Here is a 16,983-nt window from a genome sequence, read left to right as displayed (position 1 = left end):
CCCCACCCACCGGTTGTACCCCGCCCTACCGGGGTTAACCCGGCCCACCGTGTTTATAACGATTTTTGCCTAACCGATCGGCTCGACGGTGACGCAAACTTCTTGATCACCGCGCGGATGGGGTGGGGTGGGGTGGTGGGTGTTACTCGGGCGCGGGGGCGTGGGCGGCAGGGGCCGTGGCGGCTGATTCGTTCACGGCATCAGCTCCAAAGTGAGCGCGAGAGGTACGTTGCCCCCTGGCGCTGCCCCGCAGGCAACGCGGTGACCGACTCGGGTTCGGCGAAACCGGGGCATCAACCTGCCCCGGACACCGCGACTTCCTGAAAACCGAGTCGATCAAGGCCGCGCTGCGCCGAATCAGTCGAAGGACGGCAGGGACGGGCCGAGGACGTCGTCGGCGTCGACGATCGTGTACGCGTACCCCTGCTCGGCGAGGAAGCGTTGCCGGTGGGCCGCGTACTCCGTGTCGATCGTGTCCCGGGACACCACTGTGTAGAAGTGCGCCTGCCGGCCGTCGGCCTTCGGCCGGAGCACCCGGCCCAGGCGCTGCGCCTCCTCCTGGCGTGACCCGAACGTCCCGGACACCTGAATCGCCACCGCCGCCTCGGGCAGGTCGATGGAGAAGTTCCCGACCTTCGAGATCACCAACGTGCGGATCTCCCCGGTGCGGAACGCGTCGAAGAGCCGCTCCCGCTCCTTGTTCGTGGTCGAGCCCTGGATGATCGGCGCGTCGAGGTACTCGCCGAGCTGGTGCAACTGGTCGATGTACGCGCCGATCACCAACACCTGGTCCTCCGGGTGCCGGTCGACAAGCGCCTTCACCACCGGCAGCTTGGTGCGGGCGGTCGCCGCCATCCGGTAGCGCTCCTCGGCCTCCGCTGTCGCGTACGACATCCGCTCCGCGTCGGTCAGGGTCACCCGTACCTCGGTGCACTCAGCCGGGGCGATCCAGCCCTGCGACTCGATGTCCTTCCACGGCGCGTCGTACCGCTTCGGGCCGATGAGGCTGAACACGTCACCCTCGCGGCCGTCCTCACGTACCAGGGTCGCCGTCAGGCCCAGCCGGCGGCGGGCCTGGAGGTCCGCGGTGAACCGGAAGATCGGCGCGGGCAGCAGGTGCACCTCGTCGTAGACGACCAGGCCCCAGTCGCGGGCCCCGAACAGGTCCAGGTGGGTGAACGCGCCGCCGCGCCGCGAGGTGAGCACCTGGTACGTGGCGATGGTGACCGGGCGGATCTCCTTGCGCTCGCCCGAGTACTCGCCGATCTCCTCCTCGGTCAACGAGGTGCGGGCGATCAGCTCCCGCTTCCACTGCCGTCCCGCCACCGTGTTGGTCACCAGGATCAGCGTCGTCGCCTTCGCCTCGGCCATCGCCGCCGCGCCGACCAGGGTCTTGCCGGCGCCGCACGGCAGCACCACCACCCCCGACCCGCCGGCCCAGAACGCCTCGACGGCTTCCCGCTGGTACGACCGCAGCGTGAACGGCTTGCGCCCGTCCTTGCCGGCCTCGGCCAACTCGATCGGGTGCGCCTCACCGTCGACGTAACCGGCCAGGTCCTCCGCCGGCCAACCCAGCTTCAGCAGCGCCTGCTTGAGTCGGCCCCGCTCGGACGGATGCACCCGGATGGTGTCATCGTCGATCTTGTCGCCGAGCATCCCGGCGAGCTTCTTGCTCTTGGCCACCTCGATCAGCACCAGCCGGTCCAGTGCGCGCAGCACCAGCCCGTACGCCGGGTCGTTGGCGAGCTGCAACCGGCCGTACCGGTCCATCGTCTCGGCCACGTCCACCAGCAGGGCGTGCGGCACCGGATAGCGGGAGTACTTGATCAGCGAGTCGACGACACCCTCGGCGTCGTGCCCTGCCGCGCGGGCGTTCCACAGGCCCAGCGGGGTCAGTCGGTAGGTGTGCACGTGCTCCGGCGAGCGTTCCAGCTCCGCGAACGGCGCAATCGCCATCCGGCAGGCCTGCGCGTCGGGGTGGTCGATCTCCAGCAGCAGGGTCTTGTCCGACTGCACGATCAGTGGTCCACCGCTCACGCCAGCGTCCTCTCCTCGGTTGGCCGTCCGGCCGGAACGGGTCGCATACCCGCCGCTGGCCGACCATCCAGTGTTGCACGATGCGGGACGCCGGAAGAAAGATGCGCACCCGCCGCAACCGTGATGGCACTCACGAACGTCTAAGAAGGGGACGATTGTCAGGGGAGGCTCCATGAAGCACTTTCGGACCACTTCCCGGCTGCTCGCCCTCGTGGTGGTCGTGCTGGTCGGCGCGGGTGCGTGCGCGTTCGAGCCGCAGTCCGGTGGGAGTGGTGGCGGGGGAGCCGCCCCAGCCGGTGCGGCAGAACGGGCAACGGGGGCGAGCGACACGCCCCGGCCGGACCAGCACGGCCCGTCCACGTCGGCCGTAGCCACCCCGAAACCCTCCCGGAAACCCACGCCGAAGCCGACCCGCACGAGCACGACCAAGCCGACCCCCAGCGGTACGCCGACCGTCGCCGGCTGCCCCCAGGGCCAGCACCAGCGCGCGGTGGAGACCTACCTGGCCCGGTTGGGTGGGTTCGGGGCGGTGACCGTTGACGGCCGGCAGTCCGCCGCCGACTGCGCGGCGATCAAGAAGTTCCAGAAGAGGTACGGCATTCGCCCCGTCGAGGGTCGCGCCGGGCCGACCACCCTCGACGTGGCCCAGCGCCTCGCCACCACCGACCCGGCCCGCTGCAAGGGTGGCACGGGCACCACGTTCTGCGTGGACCTGACCCGACAGACCGTCTGGGCGCTCCGCGCCGGCAAAGTGATCATGGCGCCGACGGTGACCCGCACCGGCATGTCCGGCTACCGCACCCCGGCCGGCACCTACACCGTCAACTACCGCAACCCCAAGGAATGGTCCGATCCGTACGAGGTGTGGCTGCCGTACTGGCAGCACTTCACCCAGGGGATGGGCTTCCACGAGACCACCACCTACCTGCACGAGAAGTCGATCGGCTCGCACGGCTGCGTCAATCTGCTGCACGCCGACGCCGTCCGGATGTGGGAACTCGGCAAGGTCGGCACCCGGGTGGTGCTGGTCGGCCGCCGCCCCGGCACCTGAGCGACACGCAGCGAAATGCGGCGGTGACCCCCTGTCCGACCGGACTCTCGAGTGTCACTCTTGGAGTCCAGGGCCGGACCGGGCGGGGAGGCTGGGCATGACGGTCGACCATGACGTGATCGCGGAGCATGAGCAAGCAGCACCGGACGAGGTGTCCCGAGCGACCGTGATCGCGTACGCCGTCGCGGCGACGCTCCTGCTCGGGTGGTTCCTCTTCGGCTGGCTGGTGCTCCAGCAGGGCTTCATCGACTCGGTCGGGGAGGCCGCCGGCGCCGGCTTCGCGCTGCTGCTGGTCATCTCGGTGATCGGCACCGTGCGCCGGAGCCGCCGCTGACCGACAGCGCCCCGCGCGACGGCGCCGTCGGTCAGTCCGCCACCACCGCCGCGGTGATCCGGTGCAACGCGAACGTGTGCAGCATCTCGGTCCGCTCATCCTCGGCCCGCAGGTAGCCGGCACCGATCGAAACCGGTTTGAGCAGGCGCGACGCGGTCGCCCCGTGCGCGTCGACGTAACCGACCCAGACCAGCGCCTTGTCCCGGACCGCCTGCTGGAGCACCGCCAGGGCCTCACTGTGGGTGTGCGCCGGCACTGGACCGCCGCCCAACCCCGGAGCACCGCCGCGCACCACCGCCGGTGCGCGTCGGGCCGCCCGCGCCGCCGCGTCGCCCCGCCGGATGTGCTCCACCACGCCGAGCAGCCGGGGCATGGGCAGCTTCGGGGCGGCCAGCGGATCGGTCGTACGACTGGTCACCGACACCCGGGGCGGGGCCCGCCGGATGCGCGGCCGGGCCAGCACGGTGCTGCCGGTGCCGTCCTCCTGCACCGGCGCGTACCCGGCGTCGCGAAGCGCGCCCAGCAACCGGCCAACCTGGTACTGCGTGCACAGCACCGTCGGCGCCAGCCGGCGCAACGCCAACGACTCCAGTCGCCGGTCGGCCAGCACCTCGCTGATCAGCGTCTCGTCGTCGCTGCGCAGGTACGCCCCGGCCAGGCCGACCCGCAGCCCGCCGTGCTTACGGGCCACGTCGTCGATCAGGTAGGTGAGCCCCTGCGGCACCGGGGTACGTGACCGGCGCCGGAACACGTCGTGCAGGTCGTCGGCGGTGTAGCCGGAATCCAGTGCCCGTCGCACGCTCGCCGTGGTGACCCGGTGCACGCTGGCCCCACCGGCCGACTCCAGTTCGGTCATCGCCTCCAGTTCGGCGGCGAGCGCCGGCTCGGGTGGGCCGGGCACCACCACGGTCAGGTCGGCCTGCACCAGGAAGTGGTCGACCGGTGCGGGCAGCAACGCGTCCAGCGCCCGGGCGGCACTGGACGGGTCACCGCTCTCGATGTCCGCGTGCACGCCCAGCGGGTCGTCGGTCCGCTCGTCGGTCGACGTCAGGTCACCCAGCAGCAGCCGACCGTACGTGGTGAGCGCCCCCAACCCCGTCACGCCCAGCTGCGCGGCCTCGGCCAGCACCTCCCGGTGGGCGGCGTCCCGGCCCCGGCTGCGGCGCGGAGCCCGCCAGTCCAGCAGGTCCTGCACCTCCTGCGGGGTGGGTGCGGTGGCCGGTTCCAGATCGGCGAGTACGCCCAGCACCGCCCGTCGGGTGGCCGGCACGCCGGCCCGTTCGGCCTCGGCGGAGAGCGCGGCGATCGGGCGGTCCCGGTCGTCCCGGCGGCCGACCAGCCCCACCTGCCGGGTCATGGTCAGCCACGCTCGGGCGAGCTGCTCCCACCGTTGGGCCAGTGAGGCGGCTCGCCACACCTCGTACCCGCCGGTCGGCAGCACCTGCTGGTCCGCCCCGTACCGGCCGGTGGCCGACCCGGGTATCTCCAGCTCACCGGCGAGCCCCGCCGCGTACGCGACCTCCAGCAGCAGCGCGGTGGTCGGTTCGTCCAGCCCGGCGGTGCGCGCCAACCGGCGCAGATCCCGCACACCGATGCCACCCGAACGCAGCACCGGCGCGGGCTCGTCGGCGAGTTGCTCCAGCAGCCCTTCGGTGTTCCGGACCACCTCCATGGTCTGCCCGGCCCCGGCCGAGTCGACAGCCTTCGGCTCCCGCGGTGCGGCGGCCACCGGCGGTGGGCTGGTGCGCAGGGGCCCGAGCGGGCCGGTGTCGCGGCGCAGCAGCAGGCCGACCTCGCGGGGCAGCTCCACAGTTCCGCTGGCCGTGGACGAGCCGGTCGTCACGGGGACCAGCAGCCGGTTGTCGACGAGCCACCGCACCGGGGAGCCGGTCGGGGCACCCCCGTTGGTGGGGTCGGAGAGGACCGGGTCCTCCGTACCGAGCGGCGGCGCCTGCAACGCTCCCGGCGGAACGCTGCCGACCGGTGGGCCGGCCGCCAACCGGTCCAGGATCGCCCGGGCCGAGGGTGGGGCGGCGAGCACCGTCCGTCGGAGTTTCGCCGGGTCCGCGCAGAGCGCTGCCGTGCGCGGGTCCAGCTCCGCAGCCGGCCGGCCGAGCCCGGCGGGGTACGGGGACACCTCGTCGACGGCGGGCACCACCTGGAGCGCGTGCTCCGGGCCGTACAGCAGGAAGAGCGCACGCAGTCGGCCCACGGCGGCCCGGACGGCCGTCGGAGCCGGCGGCTGCGGCCCGCCGGTCGCCATCGCGAGCACGGTGTCGGTGGCCGTGGTGGCGTCGTCCGGGTTCCGGGTGAGGCGGGCGGCGTCGAGGATCTGGAGGGTGAACTGGTCCAGCCCGTCCAGCGCGCGGGCCACGGAGACCCGGGACTGGGCCCGGATGGCCAGGGCGGAGACATCGGCCGGCACGGGCACGACGAGGTCGGGCCGCAGCTGGAGGAGCGCGGCCAGTGACTCGTCGGGCAGCGACCGCAGGTGGTCGGCGAGTGAGGTGGTCATCGTCTTTCCACGCTAGCCCGGCATCGGGCTTCCGCGCCCCTCGGACGTCCGGCCGACCGGGAGTAGCCGGTACGTTTCTCGACATGCCCGCACTGACCGTCGGATTCGACCTCGACATGACCCTGGTGGACTCCCGCCCCGGCATCGCCGCGGCGTACCGGGCGCTGACCGCGAGGACCGGTGTGCCGGTCGACGCCGAGCTGGCGGTGTCCCGGCTGGGGCCGCCGCTGCGTACCGAGATCGCGCACTGGTTCCCGCCGGAGCAGGTCGAGTCGGCCGTACGGGTGTACCGCGAGCTGTACCCGGCGTACGCGATCACGCCGACGCTCCTGCTGCCCGGTGCCCGGGAGGCCATCGACGCGATCCGGGACCGGGGTGGCCGGGTGCTGGTGGTCACCTCCAAGATCGGCCGGTTGGCCCGGTTGCACCTGGACCATCTCGGCCTCACTGTCGACGAGTTGGCCGGCGACCTGTTCGCCGAGCAGAAGGCGACCGCCCTGCGGGAGCACGGCGCCACCCACTACGTCGGTGACCACGTGGCGGACATGGCGGCGGCGGCAGCTGCCGGGGTGCCCGGCATCGGTGTCGCGACCGGCCCGTGCTCCCGGGCTGAGCTGCGCGCGGCGGGGGCGGAATTGGTGCTGGACGAGCTCACCGAATTCCCAGCGGCGCTCGACGGGATGATCCAGCTAGCCTTGGAGCAGTAGCGGCTCAAGTGAAGCAGGGGTTTTCAGGTGCCTACGGGTCGAGTGAAGTGGTACGACACGGCCAAGGGATACGGCTTCGTCACCAGTGACGAGGGCGGCGACGTGTTCCTGCCCAAGGGGGCGCTGCCGGCGGGTGTCACCGACCTCAAGGGTGGCCAACGGGTCGACTTCAGCGTGGTGGACAGCCGCCGGGGCGCGCAGGCCATGGGAGTCAAGCTGCTGGACGCGCCGCCGTCGATGGCGGAGCTGCGCCGTCGACCGGCCGAGGAACTGCACGGCCTGGTCGAAGACATGATCAAGGTGCTGGAGGCGAAGGTTCAGCCGGACCTGCGCCGGGGGCGGTACCCGGACAGGAAGGCCGCGCAGAAGATCGCTCAGCTGGTCCACGCGGTGGCCCGCGAGCTGGAGGTCTGAGGCACCAGGCCGGCGGTGGCGGCCCGGTCGAGCAGTGCCGCCACCGCGGCGAAACCGGCTTCGCCCAGGTCCGCGGTGAACTCGTTGACGTAGAGGCCGATGTGCCGGTCCACCACGTCGAGCTCCATCTCCTGGGCGTGCGCCAGCACGTACTCCCGGCTGGCCGCCGGGTCCGCCCAGGCCTGCCGGACCGACTCGCGGATCCAACCGGCCGCGGCCTCCGGGTCGACCGCGCCACGCTTGGCCAGGATCGCGCCGAGCGGGATGGGCAGGCCGGTGTCGGTTTCCCACCATTCGCCGAGGTCGACCAGGGCGCTCAGGCCGTGCCGGTGGTAGGTGAACCGGGCCTCGTGGATGACCAGCCCAGCGTCGTAGCGACCCGCCGCCACGCCCGGCATGATCTCGTGGAACGGGACCACCTCGATCCGGGCCGGCGGTCGCCCGGCCGACCAGAGCCGGAACAGCAGGTACGCGGTGGTCCGGTCGCCCGGCACCGCCACCGTCGCGCCGGTCAGGTCGGTGCGGTCCGGTCCGCCGTCACGATCTCCGCGGGTGAGCACCAGCGGGCCGCACCCGCGACCGAGTGCGCCGCCGCAGGGCAGCAGGTGGTAGTCGTCGAGCAGCCAGGGCAGCGCCGCGAAGCTCACCTTCACCAGGTCGAACGCGCCCCGCTCGGCCGCCGTGTTGGTGACGTCGACGTCGGCGTACGTCACCTCGACCGGCGGCGCGTCGGGCACCAGCCCGTGCACCAGCGCGTGGAAGACGAACGTGTCGTTGGGGCAGGGCGAGATCGCCAGGGAGAGCGCCACACCCCCACGCTAGCCCCGCCCCCGCCTCGCCGCCCGCGCCCACCCCGCTCAGTGTGATCCGCGACGGAGATCGGCGGCGGAGATCGCCGACGGGAGGTCCGCGACGAACGGCCGGCGGCACCGGGAGTGTGGCCAGCCGCCCGGCAGCAGCGCGGGCGGTGATCCGCCCGGGGCGCGGGGTCCGTACCTCCCACGGACTCCCTTTGGAGCTGATGTCGCAAACGAATCGCGCTGGACCCGGGGCCGCAGGGCCCGCAGTCCTGGTGCGGCCGACGTGTTCCGGAGTGGCCCGAAGTCGTGGCGCGACCACAGCGGTGTGCGGGGTCGTGGTGTGGGCCGCAGCGCTCCGCCGTCGTCGTGATGTAGGCCGTGGTGATGGAGGTCGTGGTGGCGCGGGTCGTGGTGGCGCGGGCCGTGGCGATGTAGGTCGTGGTGGTGCAGGCCGTGGTGGTGCGGGTCGTGGTGGTGCGGGTCGTGGTGGTGCGGGTCGTGATGATGTCGCAGACGATTCAGCTCCAAAGGAGGTCTGCGGAGTAGGTCGTCCACCGACCGGAGGGGTTGTCCACAGCTTTATCCACAGTCCCGATGAGGGTGTTGATAGTGCGCTGACCAGCGGGGAGCATCGGTCCGTGACCGAGGCGAGCGACCACACCGACGGGGGCGACGGCACCGACGGGGGCAATGGCGCCAGCGAGGGCAATGGTGTCGAGCTTGGCCTGGCGCTGCGCGCTCTGCGTCGGCGGGCCGATCTGAGTCAGCGGCAGCTGGCCGAGAGGTCCGGGGTGCCGCAGCCGACGCTGGCCCGGATCGAGTCGGGGCGGTCGGCCGATCCCCGATTCCGGACAGTGGAGCGTCTCGTCCGGGCAGCGGGTGGGCAGTTGGTCATCGGCACCTCGACCGCGATCTCCGGCATCACCGAACCCACGCCGGTGCCGCACGACGACATGCGGGACGAGGCAGACCGCCGTTACCCGGCTCACCTGGACGTGTGGCCGGTCCACGAGCCTCGGGACTGGCCCGGTGCCTGGTGGGCGGAGTGGTACAGGTTGCCGCCCCAGCGGTATCCACTTCCGCTGCCACCGGCCGCCTACGAGCGCAACCGGCGTTACCGCGACAACCGACGGTGGGGTGCCGAGGTCCGACGGACTGCGCGGGTGCGTCGGGTGATCGGTGGCGACCTGCCGGCCACCTCCTGGCGGTACGTCGCCGAGCTTCCCGACGGGGCGCTGGTTGGTGAACTGCGGGCCCACGAGCGCAGCCCGTTCCTGGAGTTCGGGGAGTGGCATCCGGGCATGCCAGAGCGGGAGATGGTGCTCGACGGCGTGCTGGTTGATCCCCGTTATCGGCGGTTGGGGCTCGGACGTCGGCTGGTCACCGCGCTGGTGGCTGACATGCGCGAGGCGGGCATCGACGACGCGGCCGCCATCGCCGAGGGGTTCGGCACCGAGCTGCTGCTGGCGTGCGGCTTCGAGATCGAGGCACGCCGTCCGGCGGCACTGCGCCTCAGCCAACCCGGCAAGCGCTGGTTTTCCTGAACGCGGGCCTGGTCAGCGCAGTGCCGGGGCCGCTGCGGTCAGGGCGGCGAGGGCTTCGCGCAGCCGCCAGGCGTCCCGGTCGCGCGGGCCGATCGGGTTGGAGATGGTGCGCAGTTCGGCGAAGGGCAGCCCGGCCTGCGCGGCGGCGACCGCCACGCCGTACCCCTCCATGGCCTCGGCCACCGCTTCCGGATGCCGCCGGCGCAGCTCGTCGGTGCCGGCGCTGGTGCCGGTGACGGTGCTGACCGTCAGCACCGGCCCGGTCGTTGCCGTCGGAAGAGCGGCCCGCAGCGTGGCCAGCAGACCCGGGTCCGCCGACACCCTGCTGCCGGCGCCGAGCAGCGCGGGCGGCATGCCCAGCTCGTCGACGGGGATGAAGCCGTCGGGCGACTCGGCACCCAGGTCGGCGGCGATGCTGGCGGTGCCGAGCACCGTGTCGCCGACCTCGGCCCGCCCGGTGAAGCCGCCGGCCACACCGGCGCTGACCACCGCGCGGTACGGCCGGCCGGCGGCTTCGGCGAGTGCCAACAGCCGGGCGGTGGCGGCACCGGCGATGGCCGGGCCCACACCGATCGGCGCGACGGTCACGGTGCTGTCGGTCAGCCCGGCGCGGACCGCGTCCGCCTCGGCGGGAACCGCCGTCACCACCAGCAGACCGGTCACGAGAGTGAGCCGGGGGACTCCCGGCGGGTCTCGTCGTCGGCCCCGCCACCCGGGCCGCCGACCGCCGACGACGGGCGGTAGATGTGGTAGCCCGGCGGGGCGAGGCTCGGGTCGTCGTACTGCGGGGAGCTGGTCTGGGCCGGTGCCGGTGAGGTCGGTGCCGAATCCCCGGGCTCGTCCGCCGGCTCGTCCTCGGTCAGCTCGTCGTCGCCGAGCGGCCGGCCGGCCAGCTTCTCGCCGCGCAGCCGGGCGGCGGCCAGCACCCCCCGGATCGCGGCCAGTACGCCGACCCCGGCGGCGACGGCGATGCCCATCCGACCGTCGAACGGCACCAGCCCGAGCCCGCCGCCGGCGACGAAGGCGAGCATCAGCACCGTCTCGGAGTGGGCGAAGGAACTGGCCCGCAACCGTTCCGGGATGCGCTCCTGGATCGAGGCGTCCACGGCCAGCTTCGCCACCCCGCTGACCAGAGCGGCGACCAGGCAGAGCAGGGCGACCATCACCAGCGAGAACTGGATCACGGCGAGCACCGCGACGCCGGCCACGATGATCATGCTGCTCGACTGGATGGCGGTCGGGCGGTGAATCCGCAGACGGGTGCCGATGGCGGTGGCCAGGAAGGTGCCGACCGCGAGCGCGCCGCCGACGACGCCCAGCGCCCACTCGGCACCCAGGTCCCGGCCGAACACCACTGTGGTCAGGTCGCCCTTCTTGATCGCGAAGGCGAGGAAGAGCAGCAGGAAGCCGTAGAGCGCGCGGAGCATCGCGGCGCCGATCAGGGTGGCGATCACCAGCCGACCGGACGGTCGGCCCCGGCCCAGTGGCCGGTCACCACGGCGGCGGCCCAGCGCGCGCAGGGGCCGGGGGACCCGCTCGGGTGGCTCCGAGTCGGCCTTCGGTGGCAGCCGCAGCGAGATCACCATGCCGACCAGGAAGATCACCGACGCGACCCGTAGCGGCCACTGCGGGCCGAACCAGAACGCGGCCAATCCGATCGGCGCTACCAGCGCGCCCGCGACAGTGCCGTAGACGCTGGCCCGGGCGCCCACCTGGGACAGGCCGAGACCCTCCGGCAACAACCGGGGCACCGCCGCGGAGCGGGCCACACCGTACGCCCGGGAGAGCGCGAGCACCCCGAACGCGGCCGGATAGAGCCCGAACCCGTGGATGTAGTCGGAGATCAACCAGGCGAGGAAGGCGCGGCCGAGCATCGTCGCGGCCAGGGCGTACCGCCGGCCGTGTCGGAAATGATCCAGCAGCGGGCCCACCACCGGGGCGAGCATCGCGAACGGAACCATGGTCACCAGCAGGTAGAGCGCGACCTTGCTGCGGGCCTCGCCGAGCGGCACGTTGAAGAAGATCGTGCCGGCCAGGCCGATGGCGATCAGGGTGTCACCGGCGCAGGAGAGCGCGTGCAGGTCGAACAGGCGAACCATGCCGACCTCGCCGCCGGCACCCCGGGCGCGGGCCCGACCGGCCCGGCGGGTCACCCAGCGGCCGCTGCCCACCGAACCGCGCAGCAGCAGACGGACGGCGCGAATGCCGGTGCCGACGGTCCGCCCGAGGACGGAACGCCCGGAGCGGGAGTACGACGGCATGTGCACCATCCTCGCCCATCTGATCCGGGTACGCCGCACCACCGCTGGGAAAGGTTCCCCGGGAGTCCCTGTCACCCCTGCGAGGCGCATGGGGAACAATGGTGAGGTGACCAGGCCCGCCTCCACCCGTGCCGCCCGCCTCGACCAGGTCTGCGCCGCCGCCGTCGAGGTGGCTCGCGCTGGCATCACCGAGGTGGACGCCGACGACGTCGGCGATCACCTGCAGGTTGTGGCCGAGGGCGACCGGCTGGTCACCCACTACTTCGAATGCCGCCTCGCCGGTTACCGCGGTTGGCGCTGGGCGGTCACCGTCACCCGGGTGCCGCGCAGCAAGACGGTGACCATCTGCGAGACGGTCCTGCTGCCCGGCCCGGACGCGCTGCTCGCGCCCGGCTGGCTGCCCTGGCAGGAGCGGCTCAAGCCGGGCGACCTGGGCCCGGGTGATCTGCTTCCGACCTCACCCGACGACGACCGACTGGTCCCCGGTTACCTGCTCTCCGACGACCCGGCGGTCGAGGAGACGGCGTGGGAGTTGGGCCTCGGACGCGCCCGCGTGCTCTCCCGGGAGGGCCGCATCGACACGGCGCAGCGCTGGTACGACGGTGACCACGGCCCCGCCGCGGCCATCTCGACCGCCGCCCCGTCCGCCGCCCGCTGCGGCACCTGCGGTTTCTACCTGCCGTTGGCCGGTGCGATGCGGCAGGCCTTCGGGGCGTGCGGCAACTTCTACGCACCCGACGACGGCCGGGTGGTGAGCGCCGATCACGGTTGCGGCGCCCACTCCGAGACGTTGATCGAGGCGGCGGAGACCGCTGTCGACGAGCTGCCCACGGTGTACGACGACAGCGCGGTGGAGGCCATGTCGGTCAGCCGGGCCCCGGGCTCGGTCGAGGCGGCCGAGCCGGCGGAGCCGTACGGGCACTCCTGATCGACCGCGCCGGAGTGCTCCGGCGCGGTGCCCAGCTCACCTCGCGCGGCGGCGGCGTCGGTTGGCGTCGTGGCGCATCATCACGGCGAGGCCCGGGAAACCCCAGAGGAAGCCGGCGAGGCAGGTCCAGAGCCAGTTCTGGTGACCGTTGTCGGTGAGCCAGCCCCGGAAGAAGATCAGCAGGACCAGCCCGGCCACCGCCCACGCGACCAACCCGGCGAGCGCGAACGGCACCATCGGCGGGTCCAGTGGTGCGGGTCGCGGTGGCTGCTCGTTCGACACCCGGCAAGCGTACGGGATGTACTTCCGCTGCCCACCGACGATCTGGGACGATGCGCGCGACAATCGGAAGATCACCTGCGAGGACCTGATGGCCGTAGCGCCGCCCGAGAACGGCACACCTCCCAACCCTGCTCATCCGCGTAACGGTTTCGACCGGTTTTTCGAGATCTCCGCCCGTGGCTCGACGCTGAGCCGTGAGGTACGCGGTGGCCTGGCGACCTTCTTCACGATGGCGTACATCGTGGTGCTCAACCCGCTGATCCTGGGCGGCGCCGTCGACGGTGACGGCAAGAGCCTCCCGATCCCCGCACTGGCAGCCGCGACCGCGCTGGTCGCCGGCCTGATGACCATCCTGATGGGTGTGGTCGGCCGGTTCCCGCTGGCGCTCGCCGCCGGTCTGGGCGTCAACGCCCTGGTGGCGTACGAGATCGCCCCCGAGATGACCTGGGCCGACGCGATGGGCCTGGTGGTGATCGAGGGTGTGATCATCGCGGTGCTGGTGCTGACCGGTCTGCGGACCGCTGTCTTCCGCTCGGTCCCGACCCAGATGAAGACCGCGATCGGGGTCGGCATCGGCCTGTTCCTGACCATCATCGGTCTGGTGGACGCCGGCTTCGTCCGGCGCATCCCGGACGCCGCCAACACCACCGTCCCGGTCGGCCTGGGCATCGGCGGCAAGCTGGTGAGCTGGCCGATGCTGGTCTTCGTGGTCGGTCTGCTGATCACGCTGGTGCTGGTGGTCCGGCGGGTGAAGGGCGCGATCCTGATCGGCATCCTCGCCTCGACGGTGCTCGCGGTGATCGTGGAGGCGATCGGCAACATCGGCCCGTCGTTCGTCAACGGTCAGCCCAATCCGAAGGGCTGGTCGTTGAACGTGCCGGAGCTGCCGAAGACGGTGGTCGACCTGCCGGACCTGTCGCTGCTCGGCAAGTTCAACGTGCTGGACTCGTGGGGCAAGGCCGGTTGGCTGGTCGTGCTGATGTTCATCTTCACGCTGTTGATCACGGACTTCTTCGACACCATGGGCACCATGGTCGCGGTTGGCCAGGAGGGTGGTCTGCTCGACGAGCAGGGCACTCCGCCGAAGGCCAAGGAGATCCTGCTTGTCGACTCGATCGCCGCGGCGGCCGGCGGTGCGGCCAGCACCTCCAGCAACACGTCGTACATCGAGAGTGCCGCCGGTGTCGCGGAGGGTGCGCGGACCGGCGTGGCCAACCTGGTCACCGGCGCGCTCTTCCTGCTCGCGATGTTCCTGGCGCCGCTGGTCGTGATCGTGCCGTTCGAGGCGGCGTCGACGGCCCTCGTGGTGGTCGGTTTCCTGATGATGACCGCGGTGCGGACGATCGACTGGTCCGACTACGAGATCGCCATTCCGGCGTTCCTCACCATCGTGCTGATGCCGTTCACCTACTCGATCTCCAACGGGATCGGCGCTGGTCTGATCACCTTCGTCGTGGTCAAGCTGGCGCGGGGTAAGGCCCGGGAGATCCACCCGTTGCTGTACGGGGTGGCCGCGCTCTTCGTGCTGTACTTCCTGCGGGGGCCGATCGAGTCCCTGGTGCTCTGAGCCGAGCTGCGTCCGGGCGGGGAGTCGATCAGGGTTCCCCGCCCGTACCATCTGAATCCCCTCGTGAGCCTGGTCATAACGGATGTCGTTAGCCATGCTCATTAGTTAAGCTAACTACTGTGACGGAGCGGACGGTGACGGCGAAACGCGTGCCACCGGCGCAGCTGGCTCCCCAGCTGCGTGATGCGATCACCCGACTCAACCGGCGGGTCCGACAGGCCCGGCCGGTCGGCGACCTCACGGTCACCCAGGTCTCCGCGCTCACCAGCCTGCGGCTGGCGGGCGCGATGACACCCCGGGAGCTGGCCGACGTGGAGCGGGTGCAGCCGCCGACGATGACCAAGATCGTCGGGAAGTTGGAGGACCGCGGCCTCGTGCAGCGGACACCCCATCCGACCGACGGACGGCAGGTCATTCTCGCGGCGACCGAAGGAGCGCAGGCCGTGCTCGACCAGTTCGAGCGGGCCCGCGACGAGTGGTTGGCCCACCGGCTGGCCGCACTCGACGAGGACGAACGGGAGACCCTGCAGAGGGCCGCCGAGATTCTTCAGCAGCTCGCTCGCGCCTGAGCCGCACCCGCGCCACCGGGTCCGTGCCGTCACCTGTCGATGACGCGTACGTCCGAGGAGGCGCACCAAGAGTGCAGGCGAAGCTGAGCACGATGTTCCAGTCCCTACAGGTCCGCAACTACCGCCTCTTCGCATCCGGGCAGCTGATCAAGCTGATCGGCGTCTGGATGATGTTCATCGCCCAGGACTGGCTCGTCCTCGATCTGTCCGACAACTCGGCGACCGCGCTCGGCGTGGTCACCGCGTGTCAGTTCACCCCGGTGCTGCTGCTCACGCTCTTCTCCGGCCGGCTCGCCGACCGGTACGACAAGCGGGTCTTGCTCTTCGCCGCGAACGCCTTCTGGACCGTGCTGGCCCTCGGCATGTCAGTGCTGGTCCTCACCGACCTGGTGCAGCTCTGGCACGTCTTCGCGTTCGCCGCGCTGCTCGGCACCGCCAACGCCGTGGAGACCCCGGTCCGCCAGGCGTTCGTCTCCGAACTGGTCGGCACGCCCCTGCTGCCCAACGCGCTGTCACTCAACGCCGCCGTGTTCAACTCGGCCCGGATCGTCGGCCCGGCCGTCGCCGGCCTGGCCATCGCCGCGTTCGACGTGGGCCCGGTCTTCCTCTTCACTGCCCTCAGCTCGGTCGCGCCGCTGGTCAACGTGGTCCGGATGCGGACCGCCGAACTGCACCGCGATGCCCTGCTGCCACGCGACGAGCGGGCGTCCGCGAAGGTGGTCGACGGGCTGCGGTACGTCTGGCGCCGGCCCGACCTGCTGCTGCCGATGGCGGTCATGTCGGTGATCGGCATGTCGCTGTTCAACTTCCAGCTCACCCTGGCCGCGCTGGCCAAGACGGTATTCCACACCGGGGCCGCGTCCTTCGGCCTGTTCAGCACCGCCCTGGCCGTCGGCGCGCTCGGTGGCGCGCTCAGCGGCACCGGCCGGCGCAGCCGCCCGTCGGTCTGGCTGGTGCTGGGTGCGGCGGTCGCCTGCGCCAGCTTCGGCACCCTGGTCGGCTTCGCCGGGACGTACTGGCTGGTCGTGGCGCTGCTGGTGCCGACCGGCTTCTTCATGGTCTTCTTCGCCCAGGCCGCCAACCAGCGGGTCCAGTTGGGTGTGGACGCGGCCTTCCGGGGTCGGGTGATGGCCCTGTGGGTGCTGGTGTTCCTGGGGACCAACCCGGTCGGCGCGCCGCTGATCGGCTGGGTCGCTGAGCACTTCGGTGCCGGTGCCAGCATCTGGATGGGCGGGCTCATCTCGCTGGCCGCCGCGCTGGTCGCCCTCACCTGGCAGCTGCGCCACTCCGGTGCCCGGCTGCGCTTCCGGGTGCTGCCGATGCCCCGCTTCTACGTCACCTCCACCGACTGCTGAGGTTTACCGCGCGCCCGAGCTGGGCGGGCCGCGTCCGGTTGCGCGGATCGCGCGGATGCGGCCAAATCGCTGGCGGGGTGGCACGTCGGGGCTTAGCGTCGATACGTGGGTGTCGGACGCGCGCTGATGCTGGCCCTGGCGTTCCTCGCCGTGGCCACCTTGCCGGCGGCATTCGCCCTGCTCTTCTGTTACGACGAGATCGTCGACCGGGTGGTCTGCGGCTGGTCCGAGTGGCGTGAGCGCCGACGGGAGAAACGCACCATCGCCCGCCTCGACCGGGCCGTCGAGGCCGACGCGCTGACCCGGGACATCGACCTCAGTGCGTTCGACAGCGATGACCGCCGGCCGCTGGAGCAGCTCGCCGCCGACCTGCGCCGGCTCGGCGGTCAGCGGATCGGTGGCGCGGGCCGGTCGATGGTCTGGCACAGCGCGCTGCTGCAGGCGTACGACGACCGGCTTCGCCGCGCCTGCCGTGCCCTCGGCGTCGCCGAACACCTCGCCGAGCTGGAGGGCGTCGACCAGGAGATCGAGCGGGTCCGGGTGGAGGGCGTGCTGCACGCCGCCGGGCTGGCCCTGCCGGCGGCCCGGGCCGGGCACCGGCAACGGCACCGCTGAGAGA

Annotated in this window: 16 protein-coding genes; 10 read left to right on the top strand and 6 right to left on the bottom strand. The window is 71.8% G+C overall.

Going from position 1 to position 16,983, the window contains the following annotated elements; all coding sequences use genetic code 11:
* Window positions 1-357: 357 nt before the first annotated feature.
* Window positions 358-2,037, bottom strand: coding sequence for a DNA repair helicase XPB (locus AB0C03_RS27435; protein ID WP_030329662.1), 1,680 nt, complete (start codon window positions 2,035-2,037; stop codon window positions 358-360).
* Between the two features lie 172 nt (window positions 2,038-2,209).
* On the opposite strand from AB0C03_RS27435, the gene AB0C03_RS27430 reads away from it, so the two are divergent.
* Together AB0C03_RS27430 and AB0C03_RS27425 are read left to right on the top strand one after the other, a co-directional pair.
* The gene (locus AB0C03_RS27430) at window positions 2,210-3,088 is read left to right on the top strand and encodes a L,D-transpeptidase family protein (protein ID WP_357639763.1); all 879 of its coding nucleotides are present in this window, start codon (window positions 2,210-2,212) and stop codon (window positions 3,086-3,088) included.
* A 97-nt stretch (window positions 3,089-3,185) separates the two neighbouring features.
* Window positions 3,186-3,422 (top strand): hypothetical protein, encoded by a 237-nt coding sequence (locus tag AB0C03_RS27425; RefSeq protein ID WP_030329658.1) that lies wholly within the window; start codon window positions 3,186-3,188, stop codon window positions 3,420-3,422.
* Between the two features lie 31 nt (window positions 3,423-3,453).
* Here the strand turns inward: AB0C03_RS27425 and AB0C03_RS27420 are convergent, their stop codons facing one another.
* Entirely contained in the window at window positions 3,454-5,937 is a 2,484-nt protein-coding gene (locus AB0C03_RS27420; protein WP_357639760.1) for a helicase-associated domain-containing protein, read from the bottom strand.
* Between the two features lie 83 nt (window positions 5,938-6,020).
* On the opposite strand from AB0C03_RS27420, the gene AB0C03_RS27415 reads away from it, so the two are divergent.
* Complete coding sequence (locus AB0C03_RS27415; RefSeq protein ID WP_357639757.1) at window positions 6,021-6,644, top strand: HAD family hydrolase; 624 nt, start codon at window positions 6,021-6,023, stop codon at window positions 6,642-6,644.
* A 27-nt stretch (window positions 6,645-6,671) separates the two neighbouring features.
* A complete protein-coding gene (locus AB0C03_RS27410) occupies window positions 6,672-7,058 on the top strand; it encodes a cold-shock protein (RefSeq protein WP_030329652.1) in 387 nt (128 codons plus the stop codon).
* On the opposite strand, the gene AB0C03_RS27405 is transcribed toward AB0C03_RS27410, so the two are convergent.
* Window positions 7,019-7,867, bottom strand: a complete 849-nt coding sequence (locus tag AB0C03_RS27405) for a 1,4-dihydroxy-6-naphtoate synthase (RefSeq protein ID WP_030329650.1) — start codon at window positions 7,865-7,867, stop codon at window positions 7,019-7,021. The genes AB0C03_RS27410 and AB0C03_RS27405 overlap by 40 nt on opposite strands.
* A 629-nt stretch (window positions 7,868-8,496) precedes the next feature.
* On the opposite strand from AB0C03_RS27405, the gene AB0C03_RS27400 reads away from it, so the two are divergent.
* Complete coding sequence (locus tag AB0C03_RS27400) at window positions 8,497-9,402, top strand: helix-turn-helix domain-containing protein (RefSeq protein WP_357639753.1); 906 nt, start codon at window positions 8,497-8,499, stop codon at window positions 9,400-9,402.
* Between the two features lie 12 nt (window positions 9,403-9,414).
* Here AB0C03_RS27400 and AB0C03_RS27395 read toward each other — a convergent pair whose 3' ends face one another.
* Both AB0C03_RS27395 and AB0C03_RS27390 read right to left on the bottom strand, forming a co-directional pair.
* On the bottom strand, window positions 9,415-10,065 hold the full coding sequence (locus AB0C03_RS27395) for a futalosine hydrolase (RefSeq protein WP_030329648.1): 651 nt from the start codon (window positions 10,063-10,065) through the stop codon (window positions 9,415-9,417).
* Window positions 10,062-11,663: an MFS transporter gene (locus AB0C03_RS27390; RefSeq protein ID WP_030329646.1), complete on the bottom strand. Its 1,602-nt coding sequence runs from the start codon at window positions 11,661-11,663 to the stop codon at window positions 10,062-10,064. The genes AB0C03_RS27395 and AB0C03_RS27390 overlap by 4 nt, the downstream gene beginning before the upstream one ends.
* Window positions 11,664-11,751: 88 nt before the next feature.
* Between AB0C03_RS27390 and AB0C03_RS27385 the strand changes: the two genes are divergently transcribed.
* Window positions 11,752-12,591, top strand: coding sequence for a DUF3027 domain-containing protein (locus AB0C03_RS27385; protein ID WP_030329644.1), 840 nt, complete (start codon window positions 11,752-11,754; stop codon window positions 12,589-12,591).
* 36 nt (window positions 12,592-12,627) lie between these two features.
* Here AB0C03_RS27385 and AB0C03_RS27380 read toward each other — a convergent pair whose 3' ends face one another.
* Window positions 12,628-12,873 (bottom strand): DUF2530 domain-containing protein, encoded by a 246-nt coding sequence (locus AB0C03_RS27380; protein ID WP_357639750.1) that lies wholly within the window; start codon window positions 12,871-12,873, stop codon window positions 12,628-12,630.
* Window positions 12,874-12,961: 88 nt separating this feature from the next.
* On the opposite strand from AB0C03_RS27380, the gene AB0C03_RS27375 reads away from it, so the two are divergent.
* The 4 genes from AB0C03_RS27375 (at window position 12,962) to AB0C03_RS27360 (ending at window position 16,979) form a co-directional block, all read left to right on the top strand.
* Window positions 12,962-14,440, top strand: a complete 1,479-nt coding sequence (locus AB0C03_RS27375; protein ID WP_030329640.1) for an NCS2 family permease — start codon at window positions 12,962-12,964, stop codon at window positions 14,438-14,440.
* Between the two features lie 119 nt (window positions 14,441-14,559).
* Window positions 14,560-15,009: a MarR family winged helix-turn-helix transcriptional regulator gene (locus AB0C03_RS27370; RefSeq protein ID WP_030329638.1), complete on the top strand. Its 450-nt coding sequence runs from the start codon at window positions 14,560-14,562 to the stop codon at window positions 15,007-15,009.
* 71 nt (window positions 15,010-15,080) lie between these two features.
* Window positions 15,081-16,364, top strand: coding sequence for an MFS transporter (locus AB0C03_RS27365; RefSeq protein ID WP_357639746.1), 1,284 nt, complete (start codon window positions 15,081-15,083; stop codon window positions 16,362-16,364).
* Window positions 16,365-16,469: 105 nt separating this feature from the next.
* The gene (locus AB0C03_RS27360; RefSeq protein ID WP_210864964.1) at window positions 16,470-16,979 is read left to right on the top strand and encodes a hypothetical protein; all 510 of its coding nucleotides are present in this window, start codon (window positions 16,470-16,472) and stop codon (window positions 16,977-16,979) included.
* The last annotated feature ends 4 nt before the right edge of the window (window positions 16,980-16,983 follow it).

The organism is Micromonospora parva, assembly GCF_040649675.1.
Taxonomy (GTDB): Bacteria; Actinomycetota; Actinomycetes; order Mycobacteriales; family Micromonosporaceae; genus Micromonospora; species Micromonospora parva.
Note: the sequence above shows the minus strand (reverse complement) of the source record. Positions and strands in the feature narration are given on the sequence as shown.